We start from the raw sequence: 16,191 nt of genomic DNA, 5'->3' as shown, positions 1-16,191 counted from the left end.
ATGACGACGGTCGTCGCTCCGCGCACGGGCGTGCGGGTTCTCTGGGCCAAGGTCGACTCCGGCTTCTGGGTCGCACACCGCGGCGGCGAGTATTTCGGGTGTGTGGACAGCGTGTCCGGGGGGTTCGTCTCGCGGGACGCTCACGGAGTCCCGATCGGTCGCTACGACACGCTCGACGGCGCCAAGGCGTCGCTGCGATCGACCACCGACCCGGTCAACACGGCGCGACGGCTCCGCGCCGAGCGCGCCACCGTCGTCCTGGCCACCGCCGCCGGCAGCGCCGCGCTCGCCTTCGCCCTCACCGCCGGCGCGCTCGCGCCGTACCTGTGATTGCCGCACCGGTCGTCGACCTCCGCGACGAGGCCGACGACGTCGAGGATGCCGCTCGCGCCGAGTTCGCGGAACGCTACGGCGTCTCCCCCATCTGATGCGACCCGGTCTCGACGCCACGCGCGACCTCTGCTCCACCACCCCCTGGACACCGCGCCGCACGTGTGGCACCGTCGCGCAAGTCGCCGATCTCCGGCGCTGACGAGGGGAGTCTCCATGACCGACCACACCGCATCCGATCGTCCCGAGGACGACGCCGCGCCCGACACCGGATCCTCCGGCGCCGGATCGGAATCACCGGAAGAGGGCGCTGCGGCCCAGCACGACGCCGACGACGCAGCGGACACCGACGCCTCGCCCACGGGCGAGATCGGCTGACCCGCCGCCGCACGGCCCGGCCGCGTAGACGCTGCCTCCGCCCGCGCCCGCCTAGGCGGTTGCGAGCTGGTCGGGGCGCGGGGCGAGGTCGGGGCGCAGGCGCGTGCCGAACTCGTGGCGGAGCGCGCTGAGCGCCGCCTGCCACCCGGCGAGGCCGTGCACACCGGGTCCGGGACTCGTCGAGGACGAGCACAGGTAGACCCCCGGGATCGGAGTGCGCCACGGTTCGGGGCTGTACACGGGACGCCCGACCAGCTGCAGCAGCGACGGCGCACCGGCCGAGATGTCACCGCCCGGGAAGTTGGGGTTCCACGACGCGATGTCGACGGCGGTGCGCGAGGACGTCGCGAGGACCGTGTCGCGGAAGCCCGGCGCGAAGCGCTCGATCTGCGCGACGACCGCCGCCTCGCGGTCGGCCGTGTTGCCGGCCGGCACGTGCGTGTACGCCCACAGCACATGACGCCCCTCGGGCGCGCGCGTCGCGTCGAACAGCGACGGCTGCGACACCAGAACGTACGGGGCGTCCGGGAGCTCTCCCCGCACGACCGCGTTCTCCGCGGCAGCGATCTCCGATCGCGTCCCGCCGACGTGCACCGTTCCCGCCAGCGCGACGTCCGGGTCGGCCCACGGCACGGGCTCCGACAGGGCGAAGTCGATCTTCGCCACTCCCCCGCCATAGCGGAACCGCTCGAGCGCGCGGCGGTAGCCGGCCGGCATCCGTTCTCCGGCGAGGCCCACCAGGGCGCGCGGCGTGATGTCCAGGAGAACAGCCCGTGCGGCCGGAAGCTGACGGAGGTCGGTGATGTCGACGCCCGTGTTGACGACACCGCCGTGCGCACGGAGGTCGGCGACCATGGCGTCGGCGATCGCCTGACTGCCCCCGACGGGGATCGGCCATCCGCGGCCGTGCGCGTAGGTCTGCAGCACCAGGCCGGCACCCCCGGCCGGGAGGCTCGGCTGCGCGAGGATCGAGTGCGCGGACACCCCGGAGATCAGCGCGGGCGCGACCTCCTCGCGGAATCGCGCGTTCCACCAGGGCCCACCCTGTTCGAGCGAGCGGATGGCGAAGAGGAAGGCCGCGAGGGGATCGCCCGGGATGCGGAGCAGGGCGTTGCCGGTGAAGTCGGCGATTCCGCGGAGGTGCGCGACGAGCGGTCCCATGAGGCGGGCGTAGGCCGCCCCGTCGCGGCCGATGGCCTCCGCCGCGCGGTTCAGGTCGCGGTAGGCGAGGCCCGCTCGCCCGCCGTCCAGCGGGTGGGCGAACGAGACCTCCGGGACGACCAACGGCACGCGTCGCTCCAGACCGAACTCCCGGAAGAACCACGACTCGAGAGCGAGCGGATGCACCGCCGATCCGAGGTCGTGGTGGAAGCCGGGCAGCGTGAGCTCGCCGGTCGATGACGCGCCGCCGAGCGACGCCTGCCGCTCGTACAGGGCCACCGACAGACCGGACCGCGCGAGGGTGACGGCGGCCGCGAGGCCGTTGGGCCCCGATCCGACCACGATCGCGTCGTATCGCTCGCTCATCGCCGGACCGGTTCCTTCTCGGCGGTGGAGGCATGGCCGATGGCGGCCGCTCCCCCGGTGGTCCCCGGCGCGCCGCCCTCGGCGAGGTAGGCGAGACGGTGCAGGGTCTCGGCGTTGCGCCAGCGCGTGATGGCGTCGAACACCACGTCGGGGAGGAGCGTGGTGGGCCCGGTCACGGGCTCCTCCTGGAGTCGGACGACGCACGCATCGCCGCGCGGCTTGACGTCGACGGCCACGCGCGCGATGCCGATCGGTCCGCCGTGCGGCTCGAGCACCGCGCGTCGAGGCGGATCCCAGACGCGCATCACCGTCGTGTCGTTGACGAGCGCGGGCCACGAGCCGAAGGAGTGGTGGAGTTCGGCCCCCTCGTTCGGCCACTCGTCCGACACGTCGCGCATGCGCGACGCCCCTACCACCCACAGCGGATACAGCCAGCCGTTCGCGAGCACACGGAAGACGTCGTCGGGCGTGCAGTGCAGCAGTCGCACGTTGCGGGCCATCGGGGAGCACCTCCTGGTCGTCGGCCGGGGGGTGTTCGGCCGGGGCCCGGACTCCCGACCGGATGCCGACAACGCTACGGGTCGCCGCCCCCGCCGGTCACGGTGGTTGCGCAGGCGCACCGCGACCATTAGGCGCACCCGGCCCGCCGGTCAGGCCGCGACGTCGGAAGGGAGCACGACCCAGGCCCGCGTCCCCCCGGCGGGCGACCGCTCGAGTCCGATGTGTCCGCCGTGGGCGTGCGCGATCCGCCGGCAGGTCGCCAACCCGATGCCCAACCCCGGGACCTCCGCGTCGTGTCCGCGCTGCATCGGCTCGAACATGCGGTCGCGGAGCGCCGGGTCGACCGCGTCGCCGTTGTCGTCCACCAGGAGGCGCCACCCGTCCGGCAGCTCCTGCACGGTGACGAAGACGCGCGGCTCGCGGCCCGCCGCGACCGTGAATTTCACGGCGTTCGCGATGAGGTTCTGCAGGAGGACGCGCAGAAGCGTGTCGTCGGCGCGGATGAGCATCGACGCGTCGACGACGACCTCGGCGCCCGCACCCACCACCGCACCGTCCAGGTCCTCCAGCACCTCGTCGACGATCTCGCCGACGTCGACGTTGCCGAAGCGCGGCCGCGCTCCCCCCATGCGGGCGAAGTCGAGCAGATCGGTCACCATCGAGGTCATCCTCGAGGCCGCGGCCTCGGCGCGCGCGAGAGAGCGCGACGCTCGCGGGGCGTCGATCATCTCGGGGCTGTCCGCCGCGAGCTCCAGGAACCCCGACAGCGCGGTCAGCGGGTTGCGCAGATCGTGGCTCACCTGGGTCGCGAACTGCTCGAGCCGCGTGTTCGACTCCGCGAGACCGCGGGTGAGGCGCCGGAGCTCGAGGACGTCGATGACCTGGTGCGCCAGCAGGTCGAGCGCGCGCGCGTCGGCATCCGTCAGGTCACCGACCTCGTCGTCGAACACGCACAGCGTGCCGATCGCGACGCCCGACGGGGTGATGAGCGGACTGGACGCGTAGAAGCGCACGGAGGCGATCACGCCGGTGACGAACGCGTTGTCGCGGAACCGCGGGTCTTCGCGCGCATCGGGCACGACCACGCGGCCCGGGTCGATGAGCACCGCGGCGCACATCGAGTCCTCGACGGAACAGGATGCCGCCTGCACTCCCACGGCGGCGACCTGGTGCTGGGCGCGGTCGTCGATGATGTTGATGACGGCGGTCGACACGCCGCAGATGGTCGCCGCCAACTCGACCAGCCCCTGGAGATCCGGTTCGGGCAGCGCCCCGACGATGCGGTACTGGTCGATGGCTTCGCGGCGCGTCACCTCGTGGGCTGTGGACACGGCATCCCCTCGCGATCGGCTCCCCGCACGAGCCTATCCCTGCCGCTACACCCTGGCGCCGCGGATCGGTAGGCCCTCGCGGGACACCCGCACACCGCGAACGCTGGACCCATGACTCTCCCCACCCCTGAACCCATGGACCCGCCCACCGCCCCCGGCACGCCGGACCTCCCCACCATCCCGGGGGAACCGTCGCCCGACTTCCCGGCAGAACCCCTGGCCCCGACCCCGGACGAGCCGACGGTGCCTCTCCCGCCCGAGCCCTCCCCCGACCCCTCCGGGGCCGACGAGGTCGACGGACCGACGGGGACCGCCGAGCTCGAGGCGGACAACGACGTCGAACAGGACGTGGTGGATGCCGTCGACCCGGGCGGCCGTCCCGACTGAGGTCGCCGCGACCGGACGACGAAGGGGCGGGCACACGTGTGCCCGCCCCTTCGTCATGCCCGTGGGATCACGGGTTGCCGCGCGTCCACAGCAGCAGGATCGCCACGGCCTGCAGGACCAGGCATCCGACGAGGATCGCGGTGCGACGGCGGGGGGTCGACGACAGCCGATCGTCGCCGAGGATCGGCGCCATCGGCATGAGCAGGCGGAACGTGCTCTGCTGCGGGAGGAAGACGGCGAAGATGTACACGCCGTAGCTGAAGGTGTAGGCGACGACCATGAGGCCGAGGCGGCGCACGGGACGCGACCACAACAGGGCGGCGAACGCCACGATCAGGGCGACGACCAGGATGATGCCCACCACACCGAGGTGGGTGCCCGCCTGACGGAACCACGGGGTGAACGGCATGAAGTCGTCGTTGCCGACGTAGTCCAGCCACCAGCCCAGCTCGGTACGGATGTACGCGTTCTTGGTTCCGGTGACGTCCTGGGCGATGTGGCTCCACGACAGACCCGCAACCGCGATGGTGAGCCCGGTCGCCATGAGGGACGCCCACTCGCGCACGGGGAAGGGATCGACCCGCCGGCGGAAGAACCGCACCAGGAACAGGATGCCGAGAGCGAGGCCGAAGGCCAGCACGCCGGGGCGCGTGTACGCCGCGATCAGCCCGAGCGGCAGGATCCACAGGTACTTCCGCTGGATGGCCAGGAGCATGCCGCTGAACACCAGCAGCATGAACAGGCCCTCGCTGTAGCCGAGCGCGAAGAGGAACGACATCGGCGCGAACGAGAAGAACACGACGGACCACCACGCGGCGCGCGGCTTCGTGACGGTGCGCATCAGGCGGAACAGCACCCACGTGGCGCCCAGGCTCGCGGCGAGGCTGATCAGGACGGCGACCGGCTGCCACCCGAGCCCCGTCGCCCCCGAGAGGGTGCGCACGAGGAACGGGAAGACGGGGAGGAACGCCCAGTTGTTGGGAAGGATGTCGCCCGACACGTTCATCGGCAGCGACATCGGATAGCCCTGCGCCGCGATCTGACCGTAGCGGTCGGCATCCCAGCCGGTGAGGTAGTCGAAGAAGGTCCCGAGCCGCTCGCTGTCGGGTCCGAAGCCCCAGCGCGCCGCCTTCGCGATCGAGTAGAAACCCCAGAGCAGGCCGAAGTTCACCACGCGCGCGATCGCCCACAGCAGCAGCACGCGCGTGAACGCGCCGCGCTCGATCGGCTCGACGCCCTGCGGGGCGCGCAGCACATCCTCGCCGTAGCGGCGCAGGGCCTGCCCGAGACGGGAGTCGAGCACACGACGTCCACCCGCACGCAGCGGCGCGAGGCGATCGTCGGTGGGGGCGGGTCGTACCGTGGGGACCAGCTCGCTCGGCGGTGCGCTCACTCGGAACCTTTCACACAGGGAGGAAGTGGGCTGCTGACGACGGTGTCCGGCCCGGACAAGTGCATTCGCCCAGAGCGTACCGGATGCATGCGAACGGCCTTCACGGTTGACATTCAGGAAATGCCCTGATCAGTGGGTGTCACTGACGATCTTCAGGCCCACCACGCAGCCGACGAGACCCAGGATCAGCAGGATCTTCACCACCGATACCGGCTCCGCTCCCCCGACCATGGCGACGACCACGGTGAGCGCCGCTCCGATCCCGACCCAGACCGCGTACGCCGTCCCCGTCGGGATCTCTCTCATCGCCCACGCGAGCCCGCCCATGCTGGCCACCAGCGCGACGGCGAACACGACGCTCGGCCAGAGCTTGGTGAAGCCCTCCGACCGGCCGAGCGCTGTGGCCCACACCGCTTCCAGGACGCCGGAGACGGCCAGAACGATCCACGACATGACGAACTCCTCGGCCAGTCTTGTCGCAGTCCGGGTACTGATCCCTCGTCCGGTGGTGCCGTTCGCACGCGTTCCACACGGTAGCAATCGCCCCTGAGCAGCGGCCGTGCACGGCATCCGTCCGTCCGGTCAGACGAGGAAGATCGACACCAGGCCGGGGTTGTGGGCGTGGACGAGAACGCCGAAGACGACGGCGTCGAAGAGCAGGTGCACGGTGACGATGTACCAGAGCGAGCGCGTGCGCAGGAAGAGGAAGCCCTGCACGAGCGCGAACGGGATCGTCAACACGGGTCCCCACGCCTGATAGCCGAGCTCCCACAGGAACGAGACGAAGACGATCGCCTGCAGCAGGTTCGCCGTCAGGTCGGGAAGGTGGCGCCGCAGCAGCACGAACACCGTGCACACGAAGAACAACTCGTCCCAGATTCCCACCGCCCCGACACCGACGAACAGTCGACCGATCAGCTCCGGAGTGTCCACGACGGGCCAGTTCATGTAGACGCCCGAGGTCACGAAGTAGAGCGGCAGGATCAGCCATCCCAGCACGATCACGCCCGCGAGCCAGGCCCACTGCCACCACGCCCATCGCCCACCGCCGCGCCAGGGGAACCGGATCGCCCGATCCCGGAAGAGGAACCGCGAGAGGACGTAGGGCAGGACGACAGCCCCGCCGAGGCCGAGTGTGAATCGCACGAAGGCGGCGTCGTCGAGCTCGGCGTGGAGGGGGATGAGACTCACGACGAACTGACCGAGCGCCACCAGGAAGACGTCGCGGGCGAGGCTCGGGACGGGCGCCGAACGCGGTGCCGGAACGATCGGCGTCCCCGCGCGGAGGTCGACCAGGACCGCGGATGCCACGGCGACCGCCAGCACGATCCAGCCGAGCCACACGACCTGAGCGACGAACAGCACGGGCGCGGCCAGGCACACCAGCGCCGCCGGCACGAGCGCGGGCGTCCACGTGCGGCGGACGCGCTCGGGTGCGGCGGCGTGGGCGGTCATGGCGTGGCGCGGGTGTAGGTGAGGTCGCGGATGTCGCGACCGACGCGGATGCCCTTGCGCTCGAAGGCGGTCAGGACGCGACCGTCGAACCGCTCGGCCCACTCCCCCGCGAAAGCCCGTTCGAAGGCGGGCGCGGCGTCGAGCACGGCGCGCATCTGATCGGCGTAGTCCTGCCAGTCGGTGGCGAGGCGGAGGGTCCCCCCGGGCCGCAGCGCCTGCGCGGCGACGCGCGCGAACTCGGGCGCGACGAGTCGACGCTTGGTGTGCTTCTTCTTGTGCCAGGGATCGGGGAAGAACACCCACAGCTCGTCGACGGATGCCGCCGGCAGCAGGTGCTCCAGCACCTCGGGGGCGTTGGCCTCGACCAGACGCAGGTTGCGGACGCCGGCGCGGTCCGCATCGAGCATGGTGCGCGCGAGTCCCGCGGAGAACACCTCCACGGCGAGGAAATCTGCGTCGGGATGCGCGGCGGCCGCCGACACGATCTGGTGGCCCTGGCCCGAGCCGATCTCGACGATCAGCGGCGCGCGACGCCCGTAGACCTCGGCCGGGTCGACCGCCGTTCCGGGCCGGACGCTGGTGGCCGCGGCATCCCGCTCCACCGACAGCAGGTAGAACGGCGACAGCTCGGCCCACGCGCGGTCCTGCGCCTCGGACATCCGCCCGCTGCGCCGGACGAACGACACCGGGCGATCTCGGTAGACGGGGGTCTCCATGGCATCCAGGGTAGGCGAGCCGTCCTCGGGCTCGCTCTGCCCGTCACGCGACTGGTCGCGGGGCTTCCGGCCGCTCACGGGACGGTCACGAAGTCGATCAGTTCCTCGACGCGGCCGAGCAGGGCCGGTTCGAGGTCGCGGAAGGTCGTCACGCGCGACAGGATGTGCTGCCACGCGCGGGCGAGGTCGGCCTGCTCCTCGGCCGGCCAGCCGAGCGCGCGGCAGACGCCGACCTTCCATTCGACGTCGCGCGGCACCTGGGGCCACGCCGCGATCCCGAGCGCACGCGGTGTGACGCACTGCCAGACGTCGACGAAGGGATGGCCGACGATCCGGACGTGGGCGCCGTGGCGGCCCCGCGCGATCTTCTCGGCGATCCGCGACTCCTTCGAGTGCGGCACGAGGTGGTCGACGAGAACGCCGTATCGACGCTCGGCCGTCGGGGGCTCGGCATCCAGGGTCTGTTCGAGAAGGTCGACGCCCTCGAGGAACTCGACGACGACGCCCTCGGCGCGGAGGTCGGCCCCCCACACCTTCTCGACCAGTTCGGCGTCGTGCTTGCCCTCGACGAGGATGCGGCTCGCCCGCGCCGTACGGGCCCGCTGGTCGGGAGCGGCGAACGACCCGGACGCCGTCCGGGTGCGACCCTTCGGCGCCGCCGCGGGCGCGACGAGCACGACGGGCTCGCCGTCGACGAGGAACCCGCCCCCGAGAGGGAACAGGCGGCATCGGCCGAGGCGGTCCTCGAGCTCGACGTGCATGCCGTCGAGGCGGGTCACCGCTCCGCAGAATCCGTCGCCGGCGACCTCGACGACGAGATCGACGGATGCCGCGACCTCGGCCGCCTTCTTGCGCCCGGCGTCGCGCCAGCCGCGGGCGAGCACATCGGTGCCGTAGCGATCGTCCATGGGGGTACCTCCGAACGCCCGAGCCTATGCGCCGCGCGCGTGCGCTCAGGGCGGACGCGCCGAGCCTTCCCGCGTGTCCGGGGGCCTTTATAGAGTGGGGGCCTCAGCGCCGAAGGGGTATGCATGCGAAAGCCGAAGACGGCTGCGATCATGGCGGGTCTCGTAGTCGCGGCGGTGTCCGTCCTCGGTCTGGCGGCACCGGTGTGGGCCGTGCCGCCCCCGCCGCTCGGATCGAGCTACGTGCTCGACCAGGCCGACGTGCTGACCAACGCGCAAGAGGCCGAGGTGCAATCGCGACTGCTGCGACTCTCGGAGCAGACCGGGCTCGACCTGTGGGTCGTCTTCGTCGACGACTTCACCGAGCCGACCTCGGCCGCGGACTGGGCCAATGAGACCGCCAACCGCAACAGCCTCGGCCCCCACCAGTACCTCCTCGCGGTATCGGTCGACGGTCGCGCCTACTACCTCTCGGGCGATGTCGACGACGGGACGCTGACCGCCGATCAACTGGCCGCGATCGAGCAGGAGCGCGTGCAGCCCGCGCTGTCGGCGGGCGACTGGGCCGGAGCCGCCGACGCTGCGGCCACCGGGATCACGGCCGCGGCGCAGGGCACGAAGCCCACTCCGCCCACCCCGGCCGGAGGGGGACCGGACATCGCGCTCATCGCGCTCGTGGTGTTCCTCGTGCTCGCGCTCGGCGGCGGACTGCTGTGGCTGTGGCTGCGCCGTCGACGCTCCGCCACCGCCGGTGCGCCGGCGGCGGGTGAAAGCCTCGACGACCTCTCGCGCCGCGCCGGATCGGCGCTCGTCGCCACCGACGACGCGATCAAAGCCAGCGAGCAGGAACTCGGGTTCGCGCGCGCCCAGTTCGGCGACGAAGCCGCCACTCCGTTCGCCGAGGCGCTCGCACAGGCGAAAGCCGACCTCGACCGCGCTTTCACCATCTCGCAGCAGCTCGACGACGATGTGCCCGAGACCCCGGAACAGCGACGGGCAGGCTACGTCGAGATCCTGCGCCTGTGCGCGACGGCGGACGAGTCGCTGGATGCCAGGGCCGCCGCGTTCGATCAGCTCCGCGCCCTCGAATCCGACGCCCCCGGGGCCGTGGCCCGGGCCCGTGAGCGGCACACCGCCGCGACCGCGGCGGTGGACGGGACCGCACGCGATCTCGCGGCCCTCCGCGAACGCTACGCCGACGAGGCGCTCGCCACCGTGGCCGACAACGCGGCGCAGGCGCGCGACCGGCTCGACCTCGCCGCCCGGCAGTTCTCGACGGCGGATCAGGCGATCGCCTCGGGATCCACCGGGGAGGCCGCCGTCGCGATCCGCGGCGGCGAAGCCGCGGTCGCCCAGGCCGAAGGTCTGGAGAAAGCCGTCGCCTCGCTGGCCGCCGACCTCTCGACCGCCGAGCGCCGTGCCGCCGACCTCATCGCCGAGATCGAGGGCGACCTCGTCGCCGCGGCAGCCCTGCCCGATCCCGACGGGCGCATCGCGGGCGCCGTCGCCACCGCGCGCGCCCATCTCGACGCCGGGCGCGCCGCCCTCGCTCCCCCGCGCACCGCACCCCTCCGCGCACTCGCCGCGCTCGAGCAGGGCAACACCGCGATCGACGCGGTCCTCAGCGCCGCGCACGACGAGGCCGAGAGGCGCCGCCGCGCCTCCTCGCAGCTGGACAGCGTCCTCGTGCAGGCGCGCGCCCAGGTCTCGGCGACGGAGGACTTCATCTCCGCGCGCCGCGGCGCGGTCGGACCGACCGCACGCACCCGACTGGCCGAGGCCGGCGCCGCCCTCGTCCAGGCCGAGCAGCTGCGCGCGGCCGACCCCGCATCCGCCCTCCAGGCCGCTCAGCGCGCCGCCGACCTCGCCGGCCAGGCCTCCTCGCTCGCCCAGAACGACGTCGGAGCCTTCGCCGGGAACCGCGGCGGGGGCGGCGGCGGCGACATGATGGGCGCGATCCTCGGGGGCATCGCCGTCAACGCGATCCTCGGCGGGGGCTCGCGCTCGCGCGGAGGGTTCGGCGGCGGCGGGCTCGGCGGCCTCGGCGGCATGCTCGGAGGAATGGGCGGACTCGGGGGCGGCGGGGGCGGCGGCTCGCGCTCCGGCGGGTCCCGAGGCCGCTCGGGCGGATCCTCGGCGGGATCGCGTTCGCGACGCGGAGGGGGCCGCTTCTGACGCCCCGCACCCGGCCCGCGACGGCCGTCACAGAAAACTCGTAGAAATCGGCACCAGACTCGACAGGGTCGCCTCAGGAAGGAAATCCCGCATGGCCAAGCAGTCCATCTTCGGTCGGATCTCGACCCTCGTCCGCGCGAACATCAATGCGCTCCTCGACCAGGCCGAGGACCCGCAGAAGATGCTCGATCAGCTCGTCCGCGACTACTCCAACTCGATCGCCGACGCCGAGTCCGCGATCGCCGAGACCATCGGCAACCTGCGCCTGCTCGAGCGCGACCACCAGGAAGACGTCCAGGCCGCGGCGGAGTGGGGCAACAAGGCCCTCGCCGCCAGCCGCAAGGGCGACGAACTGCGCGCCGCCGGCAACGTCGGCGAGGCCGACAAGTTCGACAACCTCGCCAAGATCGCGCTGCAGCGGCAGATCACCGCCGAAAGCGAAGCCAAGGCCGCCGAGCCCACCATCGCCTCGCAGACCGAGGTCGTCGACAAGCTCAAGGACGGCCTGAACGGCATGAAGACCAAGCTCGAGCAGCTGAGGTCCAAGCGCAGCGAGCTGCTCGCCCGCGCCAAGGTCGCCGAAGCCCAGAACAAGGTCCACGACGCGGTCAAGTCGATCGACGTCCTCGACCCGACCAGCGAGCTCGGTCGTTTCGAAGACAAGATCCGTCGCGAGGAGGCTCTCGCCGCCGGCAAGCAGGAGCTGGCGGCGTCGAGCATCGACGCGCAGTTCAACGCGCTCGAAGACGTGGGCGAGCTGACCGAGGTCGAGGCGCGCCTGGCCGCGCTCAAGACCGGCGGCCCCCAGCGCGCCGCGATCGACGCCCCGAGCCCCGACCTCTGATCGACCCGGGAGCGCACCGGCCCCGCGGGCGGTGCGCTCCCCTACCCGACAGGCATGTCATGACGCGTTTCGTCATCGCCCCGCAGTGGCAGGGATCGTCGTCGTCCCGCGCGATGCAACTCATCGACGGCGCCGAAGCGATCGCGGGCGACCTGCCCCGAGCGGCCACGATCGCCCTCGACGCCCCCACCGAGGCGGGCGACGCGCAGGGGACCGCGGTGCTGCGAGCGAGCGCTCTCGCGCGCATGCGCGAGCGCATCTCCGACGCCGTCGCGTCGGCGGCACCCGGCGAGCACGCCGTCACCGTCGGGGGCGACTGCGGTGTCGCGCTCGGCGCGGTGTCCGCGGTCGCCGGCGACGACCTCGCGATCGTCTGGATCGACGCGCACGCCGACCTCAACACCCCCGAGTCCTCGCCGAGCGGGGCCTTCCACGGCATGGTCCTGCGCGCGATCCTCGGCGACGGCGTCGACCCTCTCCGACTCGACCCCGGCATCCCTTCGTCCCGTGTCGTGCTCGCCGCCACCCGTTCTCTGGATGCCGAGGAGCAACGGTTCATCGACGAGCACGGCATCCGCGTGATCCCGGCATCCGCGCTATCCGATCCCGATGCCCTCGCCGAAGCGGTCGTGTCGACCGGCGCCGCGCGCGTCCACGTGCACGTCGACCTCGATGCGCTGGACCCCTCCGAGATCACGGGGGTGTCCTTCGCCGAGCCCTTCGGTGCGGCCGCAGCCGACGTCGCAGCATCCATCCGCCGGCTGCGCGAACGGGTGCCCCTCGCGGGTGCCACGATCACCGAGTTCTCGCCCTCGTCGCCCGCGGCGGCCGTCGACGACCTCGGGACGATCCTGCGCCTGGTCGGAGCGCTCGCGTGAGCCCGCTCCCCCGCCCGCCGGCGGGCTGGCGCGAACGCGCCGACCGGGCGGTCGCCCGGGGCCGCCGGATCGACCGCCTCATCCCGCCGGTGCTCCTGGACTCGCCGATCAGCCGTGCCGGATTCTGGTACGGCCGCACGGTGGGCTGGGTGTGGGGGTCGCTGTGGAGCACGGGCCGCATCGAGCGCCGGAACGGGCTCTGGGTGTTCCGCGGGCTCCCGCCGTGGGCGTTCCCGCGCGGCGGCGTGTGCGTGGGCGACTGCTTCCTCACCGGCGACGTCCCGCCCACCGACGCCGTCCTCGGGCACGAAGCCGTCCACGTGCGCCAGTGGCGCCGCTACGGCTTCCTCATGCCGCTGCTGTACTTCCTCGCGGGCCGCGACCCGCTGCGCAACCGATTCGAGATCGAGGCCGGCCTCGTCGAGGGGAACTACGTCCCGCGCGGAGCGTGACCGCCGCCTCAGCGGGCACGTGACCGCCGCCTCAGCGGGCGGTGGTGATCCCGAAGCGCTCGGGCGTGTGGATGGCCGCCGCCTCCACGCCGTGGCGCGAGGTCAGTTCGTCGACGATCTCGGCGGTGCCGAGGTAGCCGCCCAGCAGGAAGATGCGCGTGGCGTCGTCGTCGCAGCACAGCATCTCGCCGGCCCACCCGGCGACCGCGCGCGTCAGGGCCTCGCCCGGCGCACACGCGCGACCGGTGCCGGGAGCACCGCCGCGCCGGGAGCGGTCGAGCCACGTCACCGTCATCCGGGCGGGAGCGGCGATCGGCGTGATCCACGACGCGTCGGGAACCTCGACGAAGAGGCGTCCGGTGGAGCAGATCGGCAACGTCGACAGCAATGCCTCCAGCTCGGCGAGGGAGGTCTCGTCGGCCGTGATGAGGTGCTGCACGCGCGTGTGGCGCGAGGCGCGGCAGGCGGCGTCGTTGTGCTCGGCGGGCGTGGACATGATGGCATCCACTATACCCGCGATGAAGGGTTGCCTAACCTGTGTAGCGGCCCAGGATGAGCCGAGCATCACTCGATCAGGGCCGCCCGCAGACGATCGAGCTCAGCGTCGGTGAGGCCGTGGGACAGGAGGAAGCCGGCCGGCGAGCCGTACTCCGTGTCGAGCCGTTCGAGCAGGCCGCGCATCACGGGGGCCGGCGAGCGGGTGGCGAGCTCCTCCGCGTGCCGGTTCTCGGGGTGCAGCGCCCGGATGCCGGCGAGCACCTGGCGGTTTCGCTCGGCGGGGAGCAGCCCCTCGGTGCGCGCGTAGTCGTCGATCACGGCGTCACGGTCGACCCCCGCTGCGGCGAGCGCGATCGCGACGGTGACTCCCGTGCGGTCCTTCCCGACGGTGCAGTGGATGAGGACGGGCTGGGTGTCGATGATCCCCCGCACCGCCTCGACGATGCGCGCGGCCGAGCCCTCGACCAGTTCGGCGTACAGCTCGCCGAGGCTGACGTCGCGCTCGAAGAACGACTCCACCGACCCGAGGAAGAGCGGAACGCGCTGCACCTCGAGGTCGAGTCCGTCGATGCGGCTCGGCGCGTAGTGCACCTCGGCATCGTCGCGGAGGTCGATGATGCGGCGCAGCCCCAGGTCGTCCATCGCGCGCAGGCCGTCGTCGTCGACGTGCACGAGGTTGCCCGACCGGTAGAGCACCCCGGGGCGGCTGCGCCCGGCACCGGCGGGCAGACCGCCGACATCGCGGAAGTTGGTCGCACCCGACACGAGCGAGCTCATGCGGCGCCTCCGTGGTCGTGTCCGGCCGTGGCCGGCGGCGGGGCGCCGTCGCCCGGCGTCGCCCCCGAGCCGCGGGGAGGCACCGGATAGCGTCCGGCGATCGCCACGCGGTTGAACGCGTTGATGGCGACCAGGATCCAGCTGAGGGCGACGTACTCGTCCTGGCTCAGGATGCCGCCCGCACGGTCGTAGACCTCGTCGGCGATGCCCTCCTCGTGGATGAACGTGAACGACTCGGTCAGCTCCAGCGCCGCACGCTCGCGTTCGTCGAAGACGCCGGACTCGCGCCAGGTCGCGATCTGCGCGATGACATCGGCATCGACCCCGGCCTTGACCGCCCCGTCCACGTGCACGCGGACGCAGTAGGCGCAGCCGTTGAGCTGAGAAGCGTGGATCTGCACGATCTCGCGCAGGCGCGCATCGATCCCGGCAGCGGCCGCGATCCCGCCCACGACCTTCGAGAAGGACCGCAGCGCGGCGTACGCCTCGGGAGCACTCTTCGACAGGTGCACGCGTCGTTCTTCGCCCATGGCGACAGCCTACGGCCGACCCCGGATGCCGGGTCGGGCGGGGCGGCATGTGACCGTCGGAGTCCGCCCGCTGGCGACCCCGAGGCGGCCGGTGACAGGCTGGCGTCATGCCCGAGACCGACGAGTTCTCCTTCCTGCCCGCTCAGGCCGCCGCCGCCGGCGTCGACGTCCCGCGCGTCGAGCGCGTCGGACTGACCCTCCCGGACGGACGCGCGCTCAGCGGCGTGCGCTGGGGCGAGGGATCCCCCCGCGTGACGCTCCTGCACGGGGCGGGGTTGAACGCCCACACCTGGGACACCACGCTGCTGCACCTGGGGGTCCCGGCGCTCGCACTCGACCTCGCCGGCCACGGGGACTCGTCGTGGCGGGAGGACGCGGCGTACGTGGGCCGAGTCCTCGCACCCGACGTCGCCACCGCTCTCGAGACGTGGACGGACGGGCCGCAGGTCCTCGTCGGGCACTCGCTGGGCGGCCTCACGGCCGCGGCCCTCGCGGCATCCCGCCCCGACCTCGTGGACACGGTCGTGATCGTCGACATCACGCCCGGGATCGACCCGAGCGGCGGCCCGGCGCAGCTGCGCGCCTTCTTCGCGGGTCCGACCGACTGGGCGAGCCGCGACGAACTGGTCGACAAGGCCCTGGCGTTCGGCCTGGGCGGCGCGCGTCCCGCCGCCGAGCGCGGGGTGTTCCTCAACACCCGGGTCCGCCCCGACGGTCGCATCGAGTGGAAGCACCACTTCGCCCACCTCGCCGCTGCCGCCGCCGCGGCGGGGGCGGACACGGCGACGCCGGATGCTGTGCGCGCGGTGCTCGCGTCGACCGGGTGGGACGACATCGCCGCCGTCCGCGCGCCGATCGTGTTCGTCCGCGCGGATCGCGGCTTCGTCAGTGCCGACGACGCGGACGAGCTCGTCCGTCGCGCCTCGGATGCGCGGGTACGGGTCGTCCCGACGGCGCACAACGTGCAGGAGGAAGACCCCGCGGGCCTCGCCTCGCTCCTGCGCGAGACCCTCGCGGCGGCGTGACGCCCCACGGCCGGGCGGCGTCGCCCGATGTCATGGTCGGCGTCGCGCGCGCCGGGTGAAAGTAGGCTTTCCTCACCCCACTCCACGGC

Annotated in this window: 19 protein-coding genes and 1 riboswitch; of the genes, 8 read left to right on the top strand and 11 right to left on the bottom strand. The window is 72.6% G+C overall.

The genetic code is table 11. From position 1 onward, the window contains the following. Entirely contained in the window at positions 1–330 is a 330-nt protein-coding gene (locus P8R59_RS11060; RefSeq protein ID WP_077050352.1) for a hypothetical protein, read from the top strand. A 216-nt stretch (positions 331–546) separates the two neighbouring features. Then, on the top strand, positions 547–708 hold the full coding sequence (locus tag P8R59_RS11055; RefSeq protein WP_160897473.1) for a hypothetical protein: 162 nt from the start codon (positions 547–549) through the stop codon (positions 706–708). A gap of 51 nt (positions 709–759) precedes the next feature. Here the strand turns inward: P8R59_RS11055 and P8R59_RS11050 are convergent, their stop codons facing one another. The 3 genes from P8R59_RS11050 to P8R59_RS11040 form a co-directional block, all read right to left on the bottom strand. Then, entirely contained in the window at positions 760–2,235 is a 1,476-nt protein-coding gene (locus P8R59_RS11050; protein ID WP_278101108.1) for a phytoene desaturase family protein, read from the bottom strand. Then, positions 2,232–2,735: an SRPBCC family protein gene (locus P8R59_RS11045; protein WP_278101107.1), complete on the bottom strand. Its 504-nt coding sequence runs from the start codon at positions 2,733–2,735 to the stop codon at positions 2,232–2,234. Before P8R59_RS11045 ends, P8R59_RS11050 begins: the two co-directional genes overlap by 4 nt. A gap of 150 nt (positions 2,736–2,885) precedes the next feature. Continuing rightward, positions 2,886–4,067 carry a sensor histidine kinase gene (locus P8R59_RS11040; RefSeq protein ID WP_278101106.1) on the bottom strand — a complete coding sequence of 394 codons (1,182 nt, stop codon included), beginning with the start codon at positions 4,065–4,067 and terminating at the stop codon, positions 2,886–2,888. Between the two features lie 111 nt (positions 4,068–4,178). On the opposite strand from P8R59_RS11040, the gene P8R59_RS11035 reads away from it, so the two are divergent. Further along, the gene (locus P8R59_RS11035; protein WP_278101105.1) at positions 4,179–4,454 is read left to right on the top strand and encodes a hypothetical protein; all 276 of its coding nucleotides are present in this window, start codon (positions 4,179–4,181) and stop codon (positions 4,452–4,454) included. Positions 4,455–4,521: 67 nt separating this feature from the next. Here P8R59_RS11035 and P8R59_RS11030 read toward each other — a convergent pair whose 3' ends face one another. The 5 genes from P8R59_RS11030 to P8R59_RS11010 all read right to left on the bottom strand — a co-directional run bounded on the left by P8R59_RS11030 (position 4,522) and on the right by P8R59_RS11010 (position 8,926). Then, on the bottom strand, positions 4,522–5,847 hold the full coding sequence (locus P8R59_RS11030; RefSeq protein WP_278101104.1) for a mannosyltransferase family protein: 1,326 nt from the start codon (positions 5,845–5,847) through the stop codon (positions 4,522–4,524). Between the two features lie 129 nt (positions 5,848–5,976). Next, a complete protein-coding gene (locus P8R59_RS11025; RefSeq protein WP_077050357.1) occupies positions 5,977–6,300 on the bottom strand; it encodes a DMT family transporter in 324 nt (107 codons plus the stop codon). Between the two features lie 9 nt (positions 6,301–6,309). After that, a riboswitch (guanidine-III (ykkC-III) riboswitch) is annotated at positions 6,310–6,373 on the bottom strand. Between the two features lie 56 nt (positions 6,374–6,429). Further along, positions 6,430–7,302 carry a CPBP family intramembrane glutamic endopeptidase gene (locus P8R59_RS11020; protein ID WP_278101103.1) on the bottom strand — a complete coding sequence of 291 codons (873 nt, stop codon included), beginning with the start codon at positions 7,300–7,302 and terminating at the stop codon, positions 6,430–6,432. Further along, on the bottom strand, positions 7,299–8,018 hold the full coding sequence (gene trmB / locus P8R59_RS11015; RefSeq protein WP_278101102.1) for a tRNA (guanosine(46)-N7)-methyltransferase TrmB: 720 nt from the start codon (positions 8,016–8,018) through the stop codon (positions 7,299–7,301). Before trmB ends, P8R59_RS11020 begins: the two co-directional genes overlap by 4 nt. 74 nt (positions 8,019–8,092) lie before the next feature. After that, positions 8,093–8,926: a DUF3097 domain-containing protein gene (locus P8R59_RS11010; RefSeq protein WP_278101101.1), complete on the bottom strand. Its 834-nt coding sequence runs from the start codon at positions 8,924–8,926 to the stop codon at positions 8,093–8,095. A 123-nt stretch (positions 8,927–9,049) separates the two neighbouring features. Between P8R59_RS11010 and P8R59_RS11005 the strand changes: the two genes are divergently transcribed. The 4 genes from P8R59_RS11005 to P8R59_RS10990 all read left to right on the top strand — a co-directional run bounded on the left by P8R59_RS11005 (position 9,050) and on the right by P8R59_RS10990 (position 13,272). Continuing rightward, positions 9,050–11,098, top strand: a complete 2,049-nt coding sequence (locus tag P8R59_RS11005; RefSeq protein WP_278101100.1) for a TPM domain-containing protein — start codon at positions 9,050–9,052, stop codon at positions 11,096–11,098. Positions 11,099–11,189: 91 nt separating this feature from the next. Further along, complete coding sequence (locus P8R59_RS11000; RefSeq protein ID WP_278101099.1) at positions 11,190–11,942, top strand: PspA/IM30 family protein; 753 nt, start codon at positions 11,190–11,192, stop codon at positions 11,940–11,942. A 59-nt stretch (positions 11,943–12,001) separates the two neighbouring features. Then, positions 12,002–12,820, top strand: coding sequence for an arginase family protein (locus tag P8R59_RS10995; protein WP_278101098.1), 819 nt, complete (start codon positions 12,002–12,004; stop codon positions 12,818–12,820). Continuing rightward, the gene (locus tag P8R59_RS10990) at positions 12,817–13,272 is read left to right on the top strand and encodes a Fe-S oxidoreductase (protein WP_278101097.1); all 456 of its coding nucleotides are present in this window, start codon (positions 12,817–12,819) and stop codon (positions 13,270–13,272) included. The genes P8R59_RS10995 and P8R59_RS10990 overlap by 4 nt, the downstream gene beginning before the upstream one ends. Positions 13,273–13,303: 31 nt before the next feature. Here the strand turns inward: P8R59_RS10990 and P8R59_RS10985 are convergent, their stop codons facing one another. From P8R59_RS10985 to P8R59_RS10975, 3 genes are all read right to left on the bottom strand, one after another. Further along, positions 13,304–13,768 carry an SIP domain-containing protein gene (locus P8R59_RS10985; RefSeq protein WP_278101096.1) on the bottom strand — a complete coding sequence of 155 codons (465 nt, stop codon included), beginning with the start codon at positions 13,766–13,768 and terminating at the stop codon, positions 13,304–13,306. A gap of 68 nt (positions 13,769–13,836) precedes the next feature. Beyond that, positions 13,837–14,547, bottom strand: a complete 711-nt coding sequence (locus P8R59_RS10980; protein WP_278101095.1) for a tyrosine-protein phosphatase — start codon at positions 14,545–14,547, stop codon at positions 13,837–13,839. Beyond that, a complete protein-coding gene (locus tag P8R59_RS10975; protein WP_278101094.1) occupies positions 14,544–15,077 on the bottom strand; it encodes a carboxymuconolactone decarboxylase family protein in 534 nt (177 codons plus the stop codon). Before P8R59_RS10975 ends, P8R59_RS10980 begins: the two co-directional genes overlap by 4 nt. Before the next feature lie 107 nt (positions 15,078–15,184). Here P8R59_RS10975 and P8R59_RS10970 point away from each other — a divergent pair, with 107 nt between their 5' ends. Next, a complete protein-coding gene (locus P8R59_RS10970) occupies positions 15,185–16,102 on the top strand; it encodes an alpha/beta fold hydrolase (protein WP_278101093.1) in 918 nt (305 codons plus the stop codon). Positions 16,103–16,191 lie beyond the last annotated feature (89 nt).

The sequence above is a fragment of the Microbacterium proteolyticum genome, from assembly GCF_029639405.1.
Lineage (GTDB): Bacteria > Actinomycetota > Actinomycetes > Actinomycetales > Microbacteriaceae > Microbacterium.
The sequence above is the reverse complement of the archived record's forward strand: the minus strand, read 5'-3'. Positions and strand labels throughout refer to the sequence as shown.